Here is an 18,054-nt window from a genome sequence, read left to right on the forward strand (position 1 = left end):
CTGAAATTATGCCAATTCCCATCCTTTCTTGTGATCGAAATTCCAAAGAGAAATACTCTCGGTTTCTCTCAGGAGCAAGGGAAGACCTAACCACTGCCACCAATCGGGTATTACCGATTTTAGAAGAGGTCCGAACGAAAGGGGATCTGGCTTTATTTTCTTATACAGAAAAGTTTGATGGGATCAAGTTAGACAAACTCACCATCGATCCAAAAACCATCCAAACGAATATTGATTCCCTAACCAAAGAAGCATTTTTACGCGCAAAATCCAATATTGAAGCTTTCCACAATGCCCAAAAACGAGAGTCGTGGACAAAGACAATTGATGGCAACCGATTGGGTGTGAAATACACTCCTGTGCCTTCTCTTGCCGTATATGCGCCAGGCGGAAAGGCTTTGTATCCATCCAGTGTTCTTATGGGAATCATTCCTGCAAAGATAGCGGGAGTCCCAAGAATCCAACTCATCACACCACCTCAAAAAGAAGGGATCCCTGAGATTTTGATATGGCTTGCTCAAATTTTAGAAATCGATCGGATTGTTACCGTTGGTGGAGCACAAGGAATTGCCGCCGCCGCTTACGGGACTGAGTCTGTTCCAAAATCAGAATATATCGTGGGTCCAGGAAATGCCTATGTAGCTGCCGCTAAATCCTACTTAAGCGGTCAAGGACTCATTGGAATTGATAGCCCTGCGGGACCTAGTGAAGTATGTATCATCGCCGATGGTGAGGCAAATCCTAAATGGATCGCCTGTGATATGTTATCTCAAGCGGAACATGGGGAAGATTCTTCTGCGATTTTGTTAACAACAGACCAAACTCTTGCCGTACGTGTCCGGAACGAATTGGAAATTGCTTTTGTGGAACGACCCAAACGACTTGCCATGAAACAAAAGGCGATTTATGAAAACTCTGCCATTTTAGTATTTCCGTCTATGAATGATTGTATTTGGTTCTCCAATGAACTTGCTCCCGAACATTTGGAAATCCAAACAAAAGACAATGATTCGGTTTTTTCTAAAATTGAACATGCAGGTAGTGTTTTTCTTGGTCCATATTCACCGGTAGCCATGGGTGATTATATTTCCGGAACCAATCATATCCTTCCCACTGCTCGGGGTAGTCGCATTTATTCTTCGTTAGGTGTTGATACGTTTTTAAAACGGGTTACCTTCCAAGAGGTTACAAAAGAGTCTCTCGAAACCCTCTATCCATTTGTGAAACTCATGTCGGAACTCGAAGGCCTGGATGAAGAACATGGAACCAGTGTGAAGGTTCGGACAAAGGAAACAAAATGATCGTTGTCAGTGAAATTGGTAAACTGAAAGAAATCATCCAAGAATGGAAACAAAAAGGGGAAATCATAGGATTTTGTCCCACCATGGGAACTCTCCATGCAGGTCATATGGATTTGGTCACTCAGTCCAAAAAACAATGTTCCAAAACGATTGTTTCGATTTTTGTAAATCCTACCCAGTTCAATGATCCCAAAGACTTTGCCTCTTATCCAATCAACACAGACAGTGATTTGCAGTACTGCCAAGAACAGGGAGTGGATTTGGTGTTTTTACCGAGTGTGGAAGTGATGTATCCCAAGTCTCTCACACCGATCCAAATGAGTATTCCCAGTTTACAATCCAACTTATGTGGTCGTACGAGGCCTGGGCATTTTGAAGGAGTGTTACAAGTTGTATCGAAACTCTTTCACCTAACAGAACCTCATTTTGCTTTTTTTGGATTAAAAGATTACCAACAGTTCCGAGTGATTTCTGCCCTTGTTATGGAATTAAATTTTCCTCTCCAAGTCATTGGGGTTCCCACAAAAAGGGAACAAGATGGTCTTGCGATGAGTTCGAGAAATCTAAGATTAACACCAAAAGACAGGGAAACGGCTACTCTCATTCCTCGGATGTTCCAATTAGCAAAAAAGACACTCGTCGGTGGTGAAAAAAATATAAACACTTGGAAAGAAATCTTAACTGAGTTTTTATTAACGGGGATCAATTTGAAAATTGATTATTTGGAAGTAGTGGATCCCCTCACTCTCCAACCTGTGACAAACCTCAGTGGCGATATTTTATTGGCAACGGCCGTTTTTGTTGGTGAGGTGCGACTCATTGATAATGAAATTTTAACCTGCCCGAACTAAACGAATCCATGTCAAAAGAACTCGAACTTCGTCCTTTCCAATCAAAACCAGTTTTTTCGGAAGCAAAACAAACTCTTGTGAATTTGAGTGGGATTCCAGAATCCGCATTTTCCTTTGTGACCAGTGAACTCTACCAAACAGAGAACAACAAAAAAACGTTTGTGGTGGTATTAGCAACCAATCAGGAAGCGGAAAGTTTTTCTAGAGAACTCCTTAGTTTTTTAGGCAAAGAGGAAATCTTTTTTTTCCCAGGTCCAGAAAATATACCTTATGAATATACAAAATGGCAAGCAGAATGGAAACGAGACCGGATCCTAACCATCAATCGGATTCTAGCTGGAAACAAAAGTATTGTTGTTACCTCAGTTGCCGCTTTCCTTCGTAAATTACCAGAAAAAGAAAGTTTAAAAGGAAAATCGATTAACTTGAAGTTAGGAGTCGATTTTCCATTAGAGTTATTATTGTCTGAACTTGTTCAACTTGGTTATCACCGCGAAGAAGTTTGTGAACAATTTGGACATTTTAGTTTAAAAGGAGGGATTTTAGATATATATACTCCTTATTTGGCAAATCCTGTTCGAATTGACTTTTTTGGTGATACAGTTGATGAAATTCGAACATTTGATCCCAATACCCAAAAATCCATTTCCAAAATCAAAGAAGTGGTCATCACTGCCGCCAATGAAACAATTGTTACAAAAAAAGATTTAGAAAATTATAAAAATAAAATAAAAGAATATTCTGATAAACGAATGCCTGTTGATTCGGAAACAGAAATCATTGAAGAACATCTACCTTTGGTGCGTAAACAGGAAGGATTTTTGGATTTTTTCCAGGAAGAACCAATCCTTGTGTTTCCAAAATTCCAAGAAACCAAAGAACGATGTTATGGGATGGAACGAGAATACAATACACTTTTTGAAAAAAAGAAAGAAGAGTCTCTTTGTTTGCCTCCCGACGAGTTATTGTCCTTTGGTAAGGAATGGAAATCCTTAACTTCTGAGAATACACCAGGAATTCAGTTTTCGTTACTACCGAGTTTAGAACATAATTTTGCGTATGCGCCGATCACGGAAGTCAAAGGATTTCGTGGAAAAATCAGAGAAGCTAAAGAATACTTTTTAGAATTACTCACAGAAAATCCAGGTCATAGTATTTTTATTACCTCTTCGTTTTCTGCCCAAATGTTGAGATTAAAAAGTTTGTTCACAGAAACTGAAGTAACAACCATTGGTGAAGATTCAGAGGAACCAATTCCATTTCCATTTACAACTGTAAAACCTGGAATTCATTTGATCGTTTCCGATTTGAAGCGGGGATTCCACTTAATCGAAAAAGGGATTTTTGTTTTTACGGACAATGATCTGTTTGGCCGCCAATACAAACGAAAAACACGTTATAAAAAACAGTCTTCTCAGATGATCGAGTCCTTCATCGATTTAAAAGAAGGCGATTATATTGTTCATGTCAATCATGGAGTTGGTCGTTTCATCAAAATGGAACGGACAAAAGCCGATGGGAAAGAAAGAGACTTTCTCAAATTAGAATATGCGGGAGGGGACTCACTCTTTGTTCCTCTGGATCAAATCTCACTTGTCCAAAAGTACATTGGGGGAACTGACTCTCCAAAATTAGATACCTTAGGGAAAAATTCTTGGAAAAAAGCCAAGGAACGTGTCCAGGAATCGGTTGATAAACTAGCCGAAGAATTGGTGTTACTGTATTCCAATCGGATGAAGTTAAATGGGTTTGCGTTTCCTCCAGATACCATTTGGCAAGAAGAGTTTGAAGCAGCTTTTGAATTTGAAGAAACCCCTGATCAAATTTCCGCAATAGAAGCCGTGAAACAAGATTTAGAATCATCAAGGCCCATGGACCGACTTGTGTGTGGGGACGTGGGATATGGGAAAACAGAAGTGGCAATCCGTGCTGCTTTTAAAGTGATTATGGCAGGGAAACAAGTGATGTTACTGACTCCTACCACCATCTTGTCTTTACAACATTTTAATACTTTCAAACAAAGATATGAAAACTATCCCATTAAAATTGCCTTTGTTTCAAGATTTCGTTCAGCTGCAGAAATCAAAGAAGATCTAAAAAATTTTACAGAAGGAAAAATTGATATGTTAATTGGAACACATGCAATTTTATCTTCCAAAGTAAAACCAAAAAATTTAGGACTTCTGATCATTGACGAAGAACAGAAGTTTGGTGTCACTCATAAAGAATCTATAAAGAAGTTCAAAAACTTAGTGGATGTTTTGACTCTTACCGCAACCCCCATTCCTAGAACCTTACATATGGCTTTAACTGGGATTCGCGAATTGTCTATCATCTCTACTGCTCCGAAAAACAGACAAAGTGTTGAAACCTATGTTTTGGAAGAAGACGATACCCTCATCCAAGAGGCGATTCGAAAGGAAATAGAACGTGGGGGCCAAGTATTCTATTTATACAACCGAGTGGAATCCATTGAAGAAGAAGCATCCTATGTACGATCCCTTGTTCCCGAAGTCTCCGTGGGCATTCTCCATGGACAATTGACAGAGGATGAAATTGAAGAGACCTTGGTGGATTTTTACGAACGTAAATATGATATTTTAGTGACCACAACCATCATCGAATCTGGAATTGATATGCCTAACGTGAACACACTCATTGTGAAACGTGCTGATATGTTTGGTTTATCTCAATTGTACCAAATCCGAGGGCGAGTGGGGCGTTCTGATCGTAAAGCATATGCTTATATGTTTTATCCTTCTAAGAAATTGATGACCGAACTTGCTGAAAAAAGATTAAATACCATATTCGAATACCAGGAGTTAGGTTCTGGATTTAAAGTGGCGATGCGAGATTTGGAAATCCGGGGAGCCGGAAATTTACTTGGGAAAGAACAATCGGGTGACATCATGGAAGTTGGTTTTGACCTCTATGTGAAAATGTTAGAAGAATCAATTTCCCGAATCAAAGGGGAAGAGGTCCGAGTCGAAGTCAGAACAGCGGTGAATCTAAAAACGAATTTTTACTTACCGGATGAATATATCCCCGATACCAAACAAAAAATCGAATTTTATAAACGATTTGAGGGTTCTGGAAATTTAGAAGAAATTGAAGAACTTGCTTTGGAAATGGAAGACCGGTTTGGTGAACTCCCTCAAATTGCAAAAACCTTTGTGGAATTGGAAAAAATCCGAACCCTATCTTCCAACTTAGGTTTCGAATTTGTTACGGAAAAACCAGAAGAGGTTTTGTTTAAGTGTGGAACCTACTTCCGTGGCAATCCTGACCGGGTCATCCAAGCGATGAGTCAATTTAAGGGACTGACCATTGCACCATCCGAACCGTCTGTCCTCCGTTATACGAATGTGGAAAAGGATGACTTAAAAAAGATCAAAAAACTACTAGGGATTTTAGAATTCCTAGCCGCTTAAATTTTAAGCAAAGGAATCAATCCCTTTCTCCCAAAAAAGGATAGACATTGAGGGAATTGGAGAAACCATCATCTCAAATCTATTTTGGCACTAAAATAATATGAAAAAAATCCTTCCTTTGTTTGTTTTTTTGGCTTTCTTTGCCCTCGTACAGTGTTCTGACTCATCCCCGGTCATCGAAACCTTAGACAATCACAAAATTACCGTAAAAGATTTCGAAGCGGCTTATGACACGGCTCTTGATTCCATCAGTCGTTTGCAAAACATTGAGAAAAAAACACTTTTAGAATTCATTGAAAAAGACATCAATGAAGTTCCTCCTAACTTCCAAGACCTCAATTACCAACTCCAAAAGAAAAATTTCTACCAAACTTACCGTCAGATGATCATGACTCGTTTGGTTGCTGAGAAAAACGGATATATTTCTAGACCAGATGTAGCGGAAGTCATCAAACAAGTAGAGATGCAAACCATCGCACAGATGTATGTATCTGAACAAGTAGAGAAAAAGATCCAAATTACGGATGAACAAGCATTAGCAGAATGTGAAAGAATGAGAAAATTAGATCGTAATTTCAATCTAACCATCGACAAATGTAAAACATTCGCAAAAGCACAACTCAAACAAATGCAAACTAGAGAATTCCTTCCTTTGGTTGTTGAAAGAATCAAAGAAGAAGTAAGTATCAAACGAAATGAAAAATTTGACTTAGATGCTTACCTCGCTCCTAAGAAAAAGGTAGAAGAACCAACACCAACACAAACTCCAAATAACTAAGTTTAGATGGAAAATACATTAAATGCGTTTTTACGTGGCATCATTGAAGCTGTCACGGAATTTTTGCCAGTGTCTTCCACTGGCCATTTATTTTTATTCAGTTATTTTTTCCCTTTTCAGAATTTATCTGTTCCGCACGAAGACTTTGAAGATTTATTCGATATCTTCATTCAAACGGGTGCCATTTTTTCCGTTGTCGTACTTTATTATAAAACACTTTGGACTCATTTGAAATCAGCAGTTTTGTTTGGTTTAAAAAAAAATGAAGACCGTAGTGGATACCAATTTTATCTCAATTTACTGATTGGGATTATGCCAATTCTTGCTTTAGGATTTTTATTCAAATCCCAACTCGACCAAATCAAAATGCGTTCAGACCTTTTGTTGATCCTAGGAGCTTCATGGCTTATCGGTGGTCTCATCATGGTCGCGGTAGAAAAAAGGCATTTAGATGAGAGTAGTGGACAAACCATTGGTTGGAAAGAGTCCCTCATCGTTGGAATTTTACAATGTTTCGCTTTAATTCCTGGTGTTTCTCGGTCGGCAGCGACTATTATTTCAGCAAGAACTCTAGGTGTATCAAAAAAAGATAGTGCTGAGTTTTCCTTTTTTTTGGCGATCCCTGTTTTGACTCTTGCCGGAATTTATAAACTGTACAAACACCGTAGTATTTTGAATTCCGAAACCATTGGTTTATTATTATTCGGAAGTATTGTATCCTTTATCATTTGTTTTTTTATCATCAAATTGTTTATGGCATTTATACGTAGAAGGAGTTTTATCTCCTTCGGTGTGTATCGGATTTTACTCGGAATTCTCGTGATTCTATATTTTCTTCGTGGTTAACAAATTCTAAGTAAAAACTCTTCTTGTCATGGTTTTCGGTAATATCCAAAAGATGGAAAAAGAGTTTTGTGTTTTGTTTGTTTTCTTTGTTTCGTAAAAAATATCGTTCACTCCAAAGAATCGCTTCTTCTATTTTTCCCAATTGGAATTCAGCTTTAGCAATCATATAGAAGAGGGTTTCTTTAGCAGGATTCTGTTGCACTGCGAGTTTTAAGTGATACTTTGCTTTCTCCCAAAGTTTCTTTTGGAAGTAAATTTTACCCGCGAATGAATGGAAATTTGGATGAGGATATTGTTCAATTAATCGTAACAATTCTTCCAATGCAGAATCAATTTCGCCTTGTTTTGTCTTCGTTTGGATTTTGATAAATTGGGAACGGATTTCTTCCGAGATTGTATTTTTTTCACGCTCCGAATGATAAACAATTCTTAAAAAGGAAATATCATCCGTAATTTCCCCATTTTCTTCGATTTCTTTGACAAGGGGACTTAAGTTCGCTTCACTTCGTTCTACAAATCGCAAAATCAACGTTTCATCTTCATTGATCACTCGTTCCCCAGATGTTTGGACTAATCCAATATCATCTCGACCATCCGATCCAATGAGTAAAACATCTCCATCGAATAGAGATAATGTTTTAATTTGGAACTGAGAATTGTTTTTCGGAAATCCCAATTTGCGCATGGATAATTCAGTTTCGATAAAGGAGGCAACTCCATCTCGGTAGAGTATACTCCATGGATGTTCTGCATTGATATAATACACAAAACCATTTTGACCTACCATACCAAGCACAACACTTGATAACATAGAACCATCAAAACTAGCAAAGACCGATTGAAGTTCTACATATAAGTCTTTTAACCAAAGTTCAGGAGGCCTGCGTTTGGTATAACTTGATTTGGATCTAGATAAAACTGCTTGGAAAACGACCCCGAGTACGAGAGCACCACCTGCACCTTGGATGGATTTGCCCATGGCATCTGCATTTGCGAACACAGTGTATTCTCCTGATTCCAAATGGATGGATCCAGCAATACAAATATCTCCACCAATTTCTCCTGTTTTCCCTCGGAAATGGAATTTTTTGTTTTGATTCACATAAGATTCTATTGTGAGTTCTGGAATTTTGTTTTCGATTCTTGCCAGAGGTTGGATGAGTAGGGATGTTAAAAAATAATCTCCATCCTGTTTTTCTTTTAAGTTCTGTAATTGGTTTAAGGATTCATTCAACGCAAGTGTACGATCTTTGACTTTCTTTTCTAAATTACGATTCAGATCTTCCACTTGTTCATTTAATTTCACAAAGGAATTCGCAAGGATGATGGCAAGGGATACATTGAAGAATAAAAACGCGTACCCCATGATTCTCGGGAATACCCAAAAATTTCGATTGGTAGCTGTATCGATGATTGCTGCAATTAAAACAAAGATGAGCCCTAAGGTTATATAAATTGCTTTTTTCTCTTTTTTCTTCCAATTGCGGAAAAGGATGCTAAATATCAAAACTACATAGATAAGCCATGTAGGTTGTATTAAGTTTGATAATAAATAATTGGAAGTTTGGATTTGGTTCGAAAACAAAAAGAAAACAAAAACCAATCCTTGGATTCCATCTAATATCTTTCCCAAAAGTCCATATTTTTCTTTGAAAAGTGTCCTTAAAAAATGGTACATAAAAGGAACCAGTAATAAGATCACAAGGTATTCCGATTTTTTCATCGTTAAAAATGAAATCCCTAGTTCATACTTCAGTTGGTTTCGAAGGAAATTGTATAAGACAAAGGAAAAAGCAAATAAGGAAAAAAATAAGTTTTCTCTGTCCTTTCTCCTTCGCAGAAATAAAAATAGAAAATAACTTCCAACGGTAACATATACAGTTAAAAAAATCAATTTGATGAATTCATCTTTATCAAACCGCGTTTGGATTTCTTTGGATGGACCAAGTAGAGTTTCGTCTTGTTCGATTCCACCAGAATGTTCGAAGTAGAGTTGGATTTTGATGAGTAATAGATTCTTTTTTCCAGATTGGATAAAATGATTGGGAATTGGATAGATTCTCACCTTATCATAGTTTTGTGGTAATTCAGAGTTCCATTCTCCTGTTTTCCCAATGAGGTTTCCATTGAGATAAGTTTCGTCTCTATCATTGATGATACCTAAGCGAAAGCTGTATTGAATTTTGGGATCTTCATGGAATTCGATCCATTTTGCAAGGACTATGGTTCTTTGTTTGGAAGAAGGATCGATTTCTGGAGGTAAATTCCCGGGAATTTTTAACCGTTTCCAATTATAATTTAAAAAATTTTCTTCCGTAAGTGATTGGATGTCTGATTCCTCAAGATCCTCATCCAAAAAATACCAAAAGGATTTTGGATCAGAAGTATTGGAATCAAGTGACAAATTGGACTTTGGGTCTTTTTGAAGGCTTACGTCCAAATTGGGACTTGCTTCTATTTGGGAAAAAGAAACGACAAGAAGAAGGAGTAACTTTTTGATCATAATTTCGTAGGGAAATTTTCTCGTAAGAACATTTCGTAAATGCAATTGGATGAAAAATGGTCATTCGTTTAAAGAAGAATAAAGAAAAGGCAGTATTAAATTTTCATCCTTGGGTTTTTTCGGGTGCAATTGAATCCGTAGAACCGGGAACCAAAGCTGGTGATATCGTAGAAGTACAATCCTATGAAGGATCATTTTTGGCGTTTGGACATTTTGAACCAGGAAGTCAAATTCGCATTCGATTGTTCTCTTTTGATTCCCAAAAGGATGGAAAAAATTCTGAATATTGGTTTCAGAAATGGCAGGCGATTTTAGAATCCAAACAAAGTTTATTACCTAAACTTACCAATGGATATCGTTTGTTCCATTCAGAAGGGGATGGCGTTCCTGGGATTGTTGTGGATATCTACGACAAAACTGCTGTCATACAATTGAAAACCCCAGGTGCTCTTCGTTTGCGAGAGGATTTGGTTCGGTTTTTGGATCGTTCTGGTTTCCAGAACATCATCGAAAAAAAAGACAAGCTAGACAATCAAAAAGGGGACATGGCTATCCTTCTCAAAGGAGAACTAACCGATTCTGTTTTCTTAGAACATGGGTATCAATTCATCGCAGATATCGTAAAAGGTCAAAAGACAGGATTCTTTTTAGACCAAAGAGAGAATCGATTTTTGTTAGGAACGTATGCTAAGGACAAAGTAGTTTTAAATACATTTGCTTATTCGGGTGCTTTCTCTGTCTACGCCTTGTTAAATGGTGCAAAAGAAGTCCATAGTTTGGATATATCAAAAAATGCTTTGGAAATTTGTGAGAAAAATTTAATCCTAAATGGCCTAAAAGAAGAATTGAATCAAGGCAAACACAAATCTTTAGTTTTAGATTCCTTTGATTACTTAAAAAACATGGAAACGGGTTATTACGACATCATCATTTTAGACCCACCAGCATTTACTAAAAATATTGGAACGGTAATGCAAGCAAGCCGTGGTTACAAAGAAATCAATATGAAAGCGATGTCAAAAATAAAGGAAGGTGGCCAAATTTTTACCTTTTCTTGTTCCCAACATATTTCCTTTGATTTGTTCAAAAAAATCATATTTGGTGCGGCAAAGGATGCCAAAAAAAAGGTTCGTGTCCTACATCAGTTAACCCAAAGCCCGGATCATGGTTATTCCATTTACCATCCTGAAGGGGAATATCTAAAAGGACTTGTGATTCAGGTTGATGGAGAAATATAAAGGAAAATACTGGTGAAATCTTAGAATGAAATTTACATCGCTTAGTTTCCTTTTGTTTTTTTTGGTCGTTTACGGAGTCCATTGGATGGTCCGAGGCCAATACCGATTGGTATTTTTATTTTTAGCATCCTTTGTTTTTTATGCGGCTTGGTCGATCCCTTTCGCCTTCCATTTTTTATTACTCGTTGTCATCAACCACTGGATGAATCGGCAGATTCTAAAGAATCGTACAAGTATTTGGTATCCCATTTCGCTTTTTCTCAATTTTGGGAACTTATTTCTATTTAAGTACTTTTATTTTTTATGGTCGATTCTCTTTGAGATCACGGGTAGTCTCTGGTTTTCCAATGAATCCGTACAAACATTTTTACAATCCCAATTTGGGTTTGATTCGATCACCTTACCACTAGCGATCAGTTTTTACACCTTCCAAATGGTGGCTTACACAATCGATGTGAAACGTGGAAATGCCAATGAAGATCCGAATTTCCTTCAATTTGCATTGTTTATATTCTTTTTCCCACAACTTGTGGCAGGCCCAATTGTGCGTCATGGCGAATTCTTTTACCAACTCGAAGTTTGGAATGCGAAAAGAGAACAATTATTCGAAGGTTTTTATTTAGTCTTTTTAGGTTTGTTTAAAAAAGTAGTGATTGCGGACAATCTTTCCTCCGTCATCGATCCCATTTTTCTAAATCCAGACACTTATGATGGAGTTTCGAATATTGCAGCTTTGTTTGGTTATGCGGCACGAGTTTTTTGTGACTTTAGTGGTTACACAGATCTTGCGCGTGGACTTGGTAAATTATTAGGAATCAATTTGCCAGAAAACTTTCATGCACCTTATTTATCCACTTCTGTTCGGGAACTTTGGACACGTTGGCATATGACACTTGCCACTTGGATCAAAGATTACATTTATTTTCCGTTAGGTGGATCACGTGTTTCCGAGTATCGTGGTTATTTTAATTTGATCATCACTTTTACCCTAGCAGGTTTTTGGCATGGTGCAAACTTTACCTTCATCATTTGGGGATTTTTACATGGGTTTATGCTGAGTGTAGAACGAAAGTTTGATTTCGTATTCCCTAAAGAGAATGAAATAAAACCAAAAATATGGAAAAGGGGTTTAGGATTTTTTTATACCTTTTCTTTTTTTGTTTTATCCATCCCTTTCTTTAGTGCACCTAGTGTAGAGAATGCGGTCTCTATGTATGTTCGTTCCTTTACCAATGCCGGTGGGGAAAGGACAAACCAATTGGAAAAAATTGTTTATTCCTTAGTTTTAACCTTTCTATTGAACTATTTACAAACCAAACCAAGTTTTCCAAGAGAGTCCTGGTCCGCTGCTAAGAGTTTTGGATTTCTGTTTCTTTTTTCATTTATCATCATGATTTTATTAGGGTATTTAGCACCAGGGGGAACGGAGTTTATTTACTTCCAATTTTAATATGAAAAAAACGTTTCCTGTTGTTTTGTATCCACTCGTTTTAGCATTTTTACTATTTTGTTTGGATAAACTTTTTTTCCTACCTGTAGTTGTGGAGAATACCTACAGCTGGAAAAAAATTGAACGTAAGTTTTATGAATTAAAAGAAGATTTGTTTGAGGTAATGCTTGCAGAAGCAAAAAAGAATCCCAAAAAACAAATAGGACTCATCCTCGGAAGTTCTCGTTCCGGCGAATTTGATTCGGAGATGTTGGAGGAGTTTTTTCCGGATACCAATTCGTTTAATTATGCAGCACCCTTTGGTCCACCGAGCTTCCAATCGTATTGGCTGGAGCGGGTATTAGAAACGAAACTCCCCATTCGGTATGTACTGATTGAAGTAGATCCACTTCTTTTTGCCAGAGCCTCCATTGATTATTCCTTAAATGGTTCGTATGATCCATTTTATGTGATCCAAAACATTGATATTTTCCGGACTCGAACCAAGGACCCTTGGCAAACTAATGCCGAAGGATTTTCTGTGGATGAAGTAGAAGTATACTTTCTTAAAAAATTATTTGCTTTATACAAATACCCGTTAGATCCTACAGCTATCAAAGCCAATAACAAGGAAATTGAAATTGGTTTTTTCCCTGGTATGACCGCAGGAATTACTGGAAAAGAACACAAACGTGGTTATATTGATAAAATCAAACACGTGAATCGAGTAAAGTTTGGTGCACTTCCGAATGAAATCAAATTTGCCAATATGGATGTGTTTTTAGAACGAGATGCAGAAGCCATGTACAACCAATACTTACGAGGTCAAAGTTTATCTGCCACTCAGATATACTTTTTCAAACGTATGTTACAAAAATTGGATGGAACAGGGATTCCTGTGATCGTTTATTTTCCTGTGGTATCAGAACCACTCAGAAAACGGATGTTAACTGGTGGACTATTGGAAACCTTTAATGCGGAAATTCGAAAAGAAGTGGAGATTGTTTCCAAACATCCAAATTCGAAGTTTTATGTGGTGGATCCAAATACCGATCCAAATTGGAAATGTAAGGACTTTGTCGATTCACTCCATTTGAGTGGGGCTTGTTTTCCAAACCTATTACCGATCCTGTTTCCGAAATTCGTTCAATTGGGTTTTTGATTTCGACGTTTTTCCAATTGTTTTGGCAAATAGGTAAAACGAAAGAACAAGTATCCGAGAAAACTAAATCCTAAAAAGAATAGGGAGAGAGTATCAAATTGTGACGAATCTTCTTTTGCTTCCATAGGATTTGTGTGGCTTGTGATCGACCTGTACAAAACCAAACCAGAATACACGAGTAGGTTACCGACAAGGTAAATGGTCGTTTTTTTTAAAACCCAAAGTGTTTCCCCCATTTCTTCTCGAAACTTAGTAAACTCTTTTAGAATTTCTTGGTAAGACTTTTTATGGCCAAGGCGATAGGCATCGTAGGCTTCTTCGATTTCTGGATCTTTGGCTTTCCCATCCAAGAGAACAAATTCAAAGTCTAATTCCCCGTCGTATTTCTTTCGTTTTTGTGGGTCGGACAGTGTGAGATAGGCCTTGGTTAGCTCTAAAATTTTCTCCTGGGCTTCCAAACTCCCACTTGTCTCCAGTAACCGAAAGAACTGGATTTCCTTCAGGAAAACCTCCTCGATCGTTTCCCGTGAGGAATCTCTGGAAACACCCAGAATTTCATAATAGGTTTCCCGTTTTGTACGAGCCATATACCCTTTAGATTCGTTTCTTCTTTGCTTTACAAGGAATTTTCTCGAGAAAACATATCATTATGAACCCTACCGTCACAGAAAGCACGGAAACTCACCGCCCCGCGCAATTGGGAAAGGTCTATGTTGAGACCTATGGCTGCCAAATGAATGAATACGACTCTGGCATCGTGAAGGAATTGTTTCGCAAGGAACATTATGAAACCACAAATTCAGTGGAAGACAGTGATATTATCTTTCTCAATACTTGTGCCGTAAGAGAAAATGCACATGCAAAGATTTATGGCCGCTTACAATCGTTAGGATACCTGAAAAAAAAGAACCCCAACTTAGTCATTGGTGTTCTTGGTTGTATGGCTCAAAATTTGGGAGAGGACCTTTTTAACCAGGAATTACCCCTCGATCTCATTGTGGGGCCAGACAACTACAGAACCTTACCTGAGCTTATCCAAAACATTCGCCAAGGGGAAAGGGATGTGCAACTCACAAGGTTATCTCGCACAGAAACCTATGATGAATTAGAACCAAAAGTGGTGAATGGGATCCAAGCGTTTGTCACCATTATGCGAGGATGCAATAATTTTTGTACCTTCTGTGTGGTTCCTTATACACGCGGACGGGAACGGAGTCGGGAACCACAATCCATTATTCGCGAGATCAAAGAATTGGAAGCGATGGGTGTAAAACAAGTCACTCTACTGGGACAAAATGTAAATAGCTACTCGTATGAAAGGTTTGATTTTTGTGCTCTTGTGGAATCCATTCTAAAAGAAACCACAATTGAACGAATTAGGTTTACAAGCCCTCATCCCAAAGATTTTCCAGATCATCTGATCTCTCTGATGGCAAAAGAAGAAAGGTTTTCTTCACAAATCCATATGCCACTCCAAGCAGGAAGTTCCAAAGTACTTCGCGATATGAAACGAAGTTATACCAAAGAAGAATATTTGGAATTGGTAGAGAGAATTCAAAAAGTGATTCCTGATATTGGAATTACCTCAGACATTATCGTAGGATTTCCTGGCGAAACAGAAGAAGAGTTTCGAGAAACTTTGGAAGTTGTAAACAAAGTCAAATTTGACATGTCCTATATGTTCAAATATTCGGAAAGAGAAGGTACAATCGCCAAACGGAAGTTTATTGATGATGTGCCAGAAGAAACAAAGAGTAAACGCCTAATCGAACTTGTGGAATTACAAACCAAAATTTCATTAGAAAAAAACCTATCCAAAATCGGGAAAACGTTTTCGATTTTAATAGAGAATACTTCTAAAAAATCAAAACAAGAGTTATGTGGTCGTTCCCACTGCGGTCGTATGGTAGTGTTTCCAATTCCAGAAGGTCAATCCTTAGATTTGTCTGATTGGATTGGTAAAACGGTAAACGTAGTCATCGAACAGGCTACCAGTGCCACACTCAAAGGAAAACTTGTTTGAGTAAACCTGTTGACTTAAGAACGGTTCGTGTTTTCTCCAAGGACGAGTTACCACCTGGATTTATGGTGGATACAGATCGTTTGGGAAAATGGAAACGTTTCAAACCTTCCATTTTAAGGATTTACATCCTAAAGGAAATTTTAAGTCCCTTTTTAGTTGCTCTTTCTTTTTTTACGATGATTTATATGGCCGTTGCCATCCAAAAGATGATTGGTCTTTTTGTGGGGAAGGGTGTCGATTTCTTTCGCTTACTAGACTATATGGGTTATGTGTTTGGAAATACCCTTCCTATGACCATTCCCATGGCTTGTCTGATGTCTGGGATCATGGCAGCAGGACGTTTGTCGGGAGATTCGGAAATCACTGCCATGCGTGCTTCTGGAGTCTCCTTTCCCTTTATTTATAGTAATTTTTTATTATTTGGTTTTGTAATGACCCTATTTGTGGGTTACCTCAATTTTTATCTTGGGCCAGAGAACACGCGTAAGATGAAAGATTTTGACAACTGGATTGCCACTTACAATCCACTTCTCGCCATCCAACCAGGTCAATTTTCAGGGGATAAAACCCAGGATTTTTTTTCCGAGAAAGGTCGAACCATGTATTCGGGTGGAGTGGATGAAGACGGCAATTTAAGTAATGTACAAATCCGTGAGTGGGCGATCTCGGCGGATGGAACTGATTTTATCATGGTGAACAATTTGGCAGTACCGATGGGTGGATCCAAAATGTTACAGATCATCAATGCGAAAGAAGGATTACTCGTAGAAAAAAGGAATGCAGCTGGTGAGTTTGAAAAATCCGTTCGTTTGAAAAAAGGATATGTAATCGAGTGGGATCCCGAAACGAATGCGATTGGAGTCACCAATTTTATGAATGGGGAGATGGATTATAACACTCCAGCAAAAAAAGATACAAAGACTATGAGTATCAATGTCAAACCTGATACCTTCTCCTTACCCATGTTAATTGAAATCCGAAATGCCATTGAATCGGATGGATTGGAAAAAATTCCAGGATTAGAAATCTTAAAAGAGTATGGGCTTTCCATCAAAGGTGTGGGTGGTTTAAAACAAATGGTGGAACAGTTTAAATATGAGTTAATCATAGGAGCAACTTCCGGTAATCAAGAAGATATGGCGCAGAAATTTACCTTATACACTCAACTTTCTGAGCTTCTCAACGAATCCAAAAAGACTCTCACTGGATTTAACGTAGAGATCCACAAACGATTCGCCACTCCACTTTCCTGCCAGATTTTTTTCTTTTTATCGTTTCCTTTAGGTCTTGTTGTGAAACGCTCTGGAAAGGGGATGAGTTTTACCTTAGCTGTTATCTTTTTGCTGATCTATTATACATTTTTTATCTTTGGTTCTGGAATTTCTTATAAAGAAAACGTTCCGGATTGGGTAGGACCTTGGTCTGCCAATATTGTCATTGCCTCTCTTTCCGTTTATATTATGATTTCCCGAACCGATGCCAAATTACCGGACTCCATTCGAAAGAAATTAGGTTTTTACTTCCGATTGCGTGACCGAATCGAGACTGTTTGGGAATCGTTAAAAAATCGAATTCCCAAGAAAAAATAAGACAAAATTTGCTAGAAAATTACTCTATCTACAGTTCCATAGAGACTAGTTGTAGTTTAGGAGATCGGGTTTGAAAACTTCATACATTTGGAATCTTTCCCAAGGCCGTCCGTTTCCGGTGGAGCTTTGGAAACATTCAAAAATCAAAATCCAAGTCAACCAAATTGGTTTAAACGAATTGGATCAAATTTCAATCACACCGAACGATATCCATATTGTATTCATCCAAGCCAGTTTGGCAGAATGGAAACAAATCCAAAACAAAATCACTTCTATTTTTGAAGTTAGTCCATTTGTTTCTTTGATTTTGGTATCTTCTGAAGATGGTGCGAACCAAATCCAAGAGATGGTGCAATCGCAACCCAAGTATTTGGTACTAGAAAATCCACTCCATGTACGGGAATTGAGGATGATCCTTGATCGAACCATCCAATCCGAATCTTACAAAGCAGCTGCCTTGGATATAGGAAACTCTTGTTTAGAAAATGTTGGATTTTTTGAAGGTGTCTTTTCCTTGGCCCATCAAGAATACGAAGAATCGAAAAAGGAAAACGAAGCCCTTCGCTCCATCCTCCAATATGAGGAACTTGTGAAACGGAGCCAAGCCGGCATCAATTTTGCTCTCGAAAAAGTGAATGATATGAAAAATCAAGAGTTGATTGAATTACATGAACGTGTGAAAGCAAGCCAACAATTGGATGAGTTACGAGAAAAAGAATTAAAACAAGCTTTGGAATTGCAAAAGGCAACAGAAGAAGTACTCAATTATTCACGAATCGAAGAAATGAATTTAGATAAAATCTTGAGAGCACAAGATCGTTTGTTTGAATACACAGAACAAGAGATCAAAGAGCTTGTGGAAGAAAATCGTGCATTGAAAAAAAAGTTAGGGATGAGTTAGGA

Annotated in this window: 13 protein-coding genes; 11 read left to right on the forward strand and 2 right to left on the reverse strand. The window is 37.9% G+C overall.

Features of this window, described 5'->3' with window-relative positions:
- The first annotated feature begins 8 nt into the window (after nt 1-8).
- From hisD to EHQ59_RS05025, 5 genes are all read left to right on the forward strand, one after another.
- Nucleotides 9-1,301: a histidinol dehydrogenase gene (hisD, locus tag EHQ59_RS05005; protein ID WP_135618061.1), complete on the forward strand. Its 1,293-nt coding sequence runs from the start codon at nt 9-11 to the stop codon at nt 1,299-1,301.
- A complete protein-coding gene (panC, locus tag EHQ59_RS05010) occupies nt 1,298-2,152 on the forward strand; it encodes a pantoate--beta-alanine ligase (RefSeq protein ID WP_135618063.1) in 855 nt (284 codons plus the stop codon). The genes hisD and panC overlap by 4 nt, the downstream gene beginning before the upstream one ends.
- 8 nt (nt 2,153-2,160) lie before the next feature.
- A complete protein-coding gene (mfd, locus tag EHQ59_RS05015) occupies nt 2,161-5,583 on the forward strand; it encodes a transcription-repair coupling factor (protein WP_135618065.1) in 3,423 nt (1,140 codons plus the stop codon).
- Between the two features lie 100 nt (nt 5,584-5,683).
- Nucleotides 5,684-6,361, forward strand: a complete 678-nt coding sequence (locus EHQ59_RS05020) for a lipoprotein LipL31 (protein ID WP_135618067.1) — start codon at nt 5,684-5,686, stop codon at nt 6,359-6,361.
- 6 nt (nt 6,362-6,367) lie between these two features.
- Nucleotides 6,368-7,207, forward strand: a complete 840-nt coding sequence (locus tag EHQ59_RS05025; protein WP_135618069.1) for an undecaprenyl-diphosphate phosphatase — start codon at nt 6,368-6,370, stop codon at nt 7,205-7,207.
- Here the strand turns inward: EHQ59_RS05025 and EHQ59_RS05030 are convergent.
- Nucleotides 7,140-9,710: a 7TM diverse intracellular signaling domain-containing protein gene (locus EHQ59_RS05030; protein WP_135618071.1), complete on the reverse strand. Its 2,571-nt coding sequence runs from the start codon at nt 9,708-9,710 to the stop codon at nt 7,140-7,142. The genes EHQ59_RS05025 and EHQ59_RS05030 overlap by 68 nt on opposite strands.
- Before the next feature lie 56 nt (nt 9,711-9,766).
- On the opposite strand from EHQ59_RS05030, the gene EHQ59_RS05035 reads away from it, so the two are divergent.
- From EHQ59_RS05035 to EHQ59_RS05045, 3 genes are read left to right on the forward strand one after another with little or no spacing between them, the layout of a single operon-like run.
- The gene (locus EHQ59_RS05035; protein WP_135618073.1) at nt 9,767-10,948 is read left to right on the forward strand and encodes a class I SAM-dependent rRNA methyltransferase; all 1,182 of its coding nucleotides are present in this window, start codon (nt 9,767-9,769) and stop codon (nt 10,946-10,948) included.
- Nucleotides 10,949-10,973: 25 nt separating this feature from the next.
- On the forward strand, nt 10,974-12,398 hold the full coding sequence (locus EHQ59_RS05040; RefSeq protein WP_135618074.1) for an MBOAT family O-acyltransferase: 1,425 nt from the start codon (nt 10,974-10,976) through the stop codon (nt 12,396-12,398).
- 1 nt (nt 12,399) lies between these two features.
- A complete protein-coding gene (locus tag EHQ59_RS05045) occupies nt 12,400-13,539 on the forward strand; it encodes a DUF1574 domain-containing protein (protein WP_135618076.1) in 1,140 nt (379 codons plus the stop codon).
- Here EHQ59_RS05045 and EHQ59_RS05050 read toward each other — a convergent pair.
- A complete protein-coding gene (locus tag EHQ59_RS05050) occupies nt 13,524-14,126 on the reverse strand; it encodes a J domain-containing protein (protein WP_135618078.1) in 603 nt (200 codons plus the stop codon). The genes EHQ59_RS05045 and EHQ59_RS05050 overlap by 16 nt on opposite strands.
- Before the next feature lie 62 nt (nt 14,127-14,188).
- On the opposite strand from EHQ59_RS05050, the gene miaB reads away from it, so the two are divergent.
- From miaB to EHQ59_RS05065, 3 genes are all read left to right on the forward strand, one after another.
- The gene (gene miaB / locus EHQ59_RS05055) at nt 14,189-15,562 is read left to right on the forward strand and encodes a tRNA (N6-isopentenyl adenosine(37)-C2)-methylthiotransferase MiaB (RefSeq protein ID WP_135618080.1); all 1,374 of its coding nucleotides are present in this window, start codon (nt 14,189-14,191) and stop codon (nt 15,560-15,562) included.
- On the forward strand, nt 15,559-17,151 hold the full coding sequence (locus EHQ59_RS05060; RefSeq protein ID WP_135618082.1) for an LptF/LptG family permease: 1,593 nt from the start codon (nt 15,559-15,561) through the stop codon (nt 17,149-17,151). The genes miaB and EHQ59_RS05060 overlap by 4 nt, the downstream gene beginning before the upstream one ends.
- 70 nt (nt 17,152-17,221) lie before the next feature.
- Entirely contained in the window at nt 17,222-18,052 is an 831-nt protein-coding gene (locus EHQ59_RS05065; protein WP_135618083.1) for a hypothetical protein, read from the forward strand.
- Nucleotides 18,053-18,054 lie beyond the last annotated feature (2 nt).

The organism is Leptospira kemamanensis, assembly GCF_004769665.1.
Classification (GTDB): domain Bacteria; phylum Spirochaetota; class Leptospiria; order Leptospirales; family Leptospiraceae; genus Leptospira_A; species Leptospira_A kemamanensis.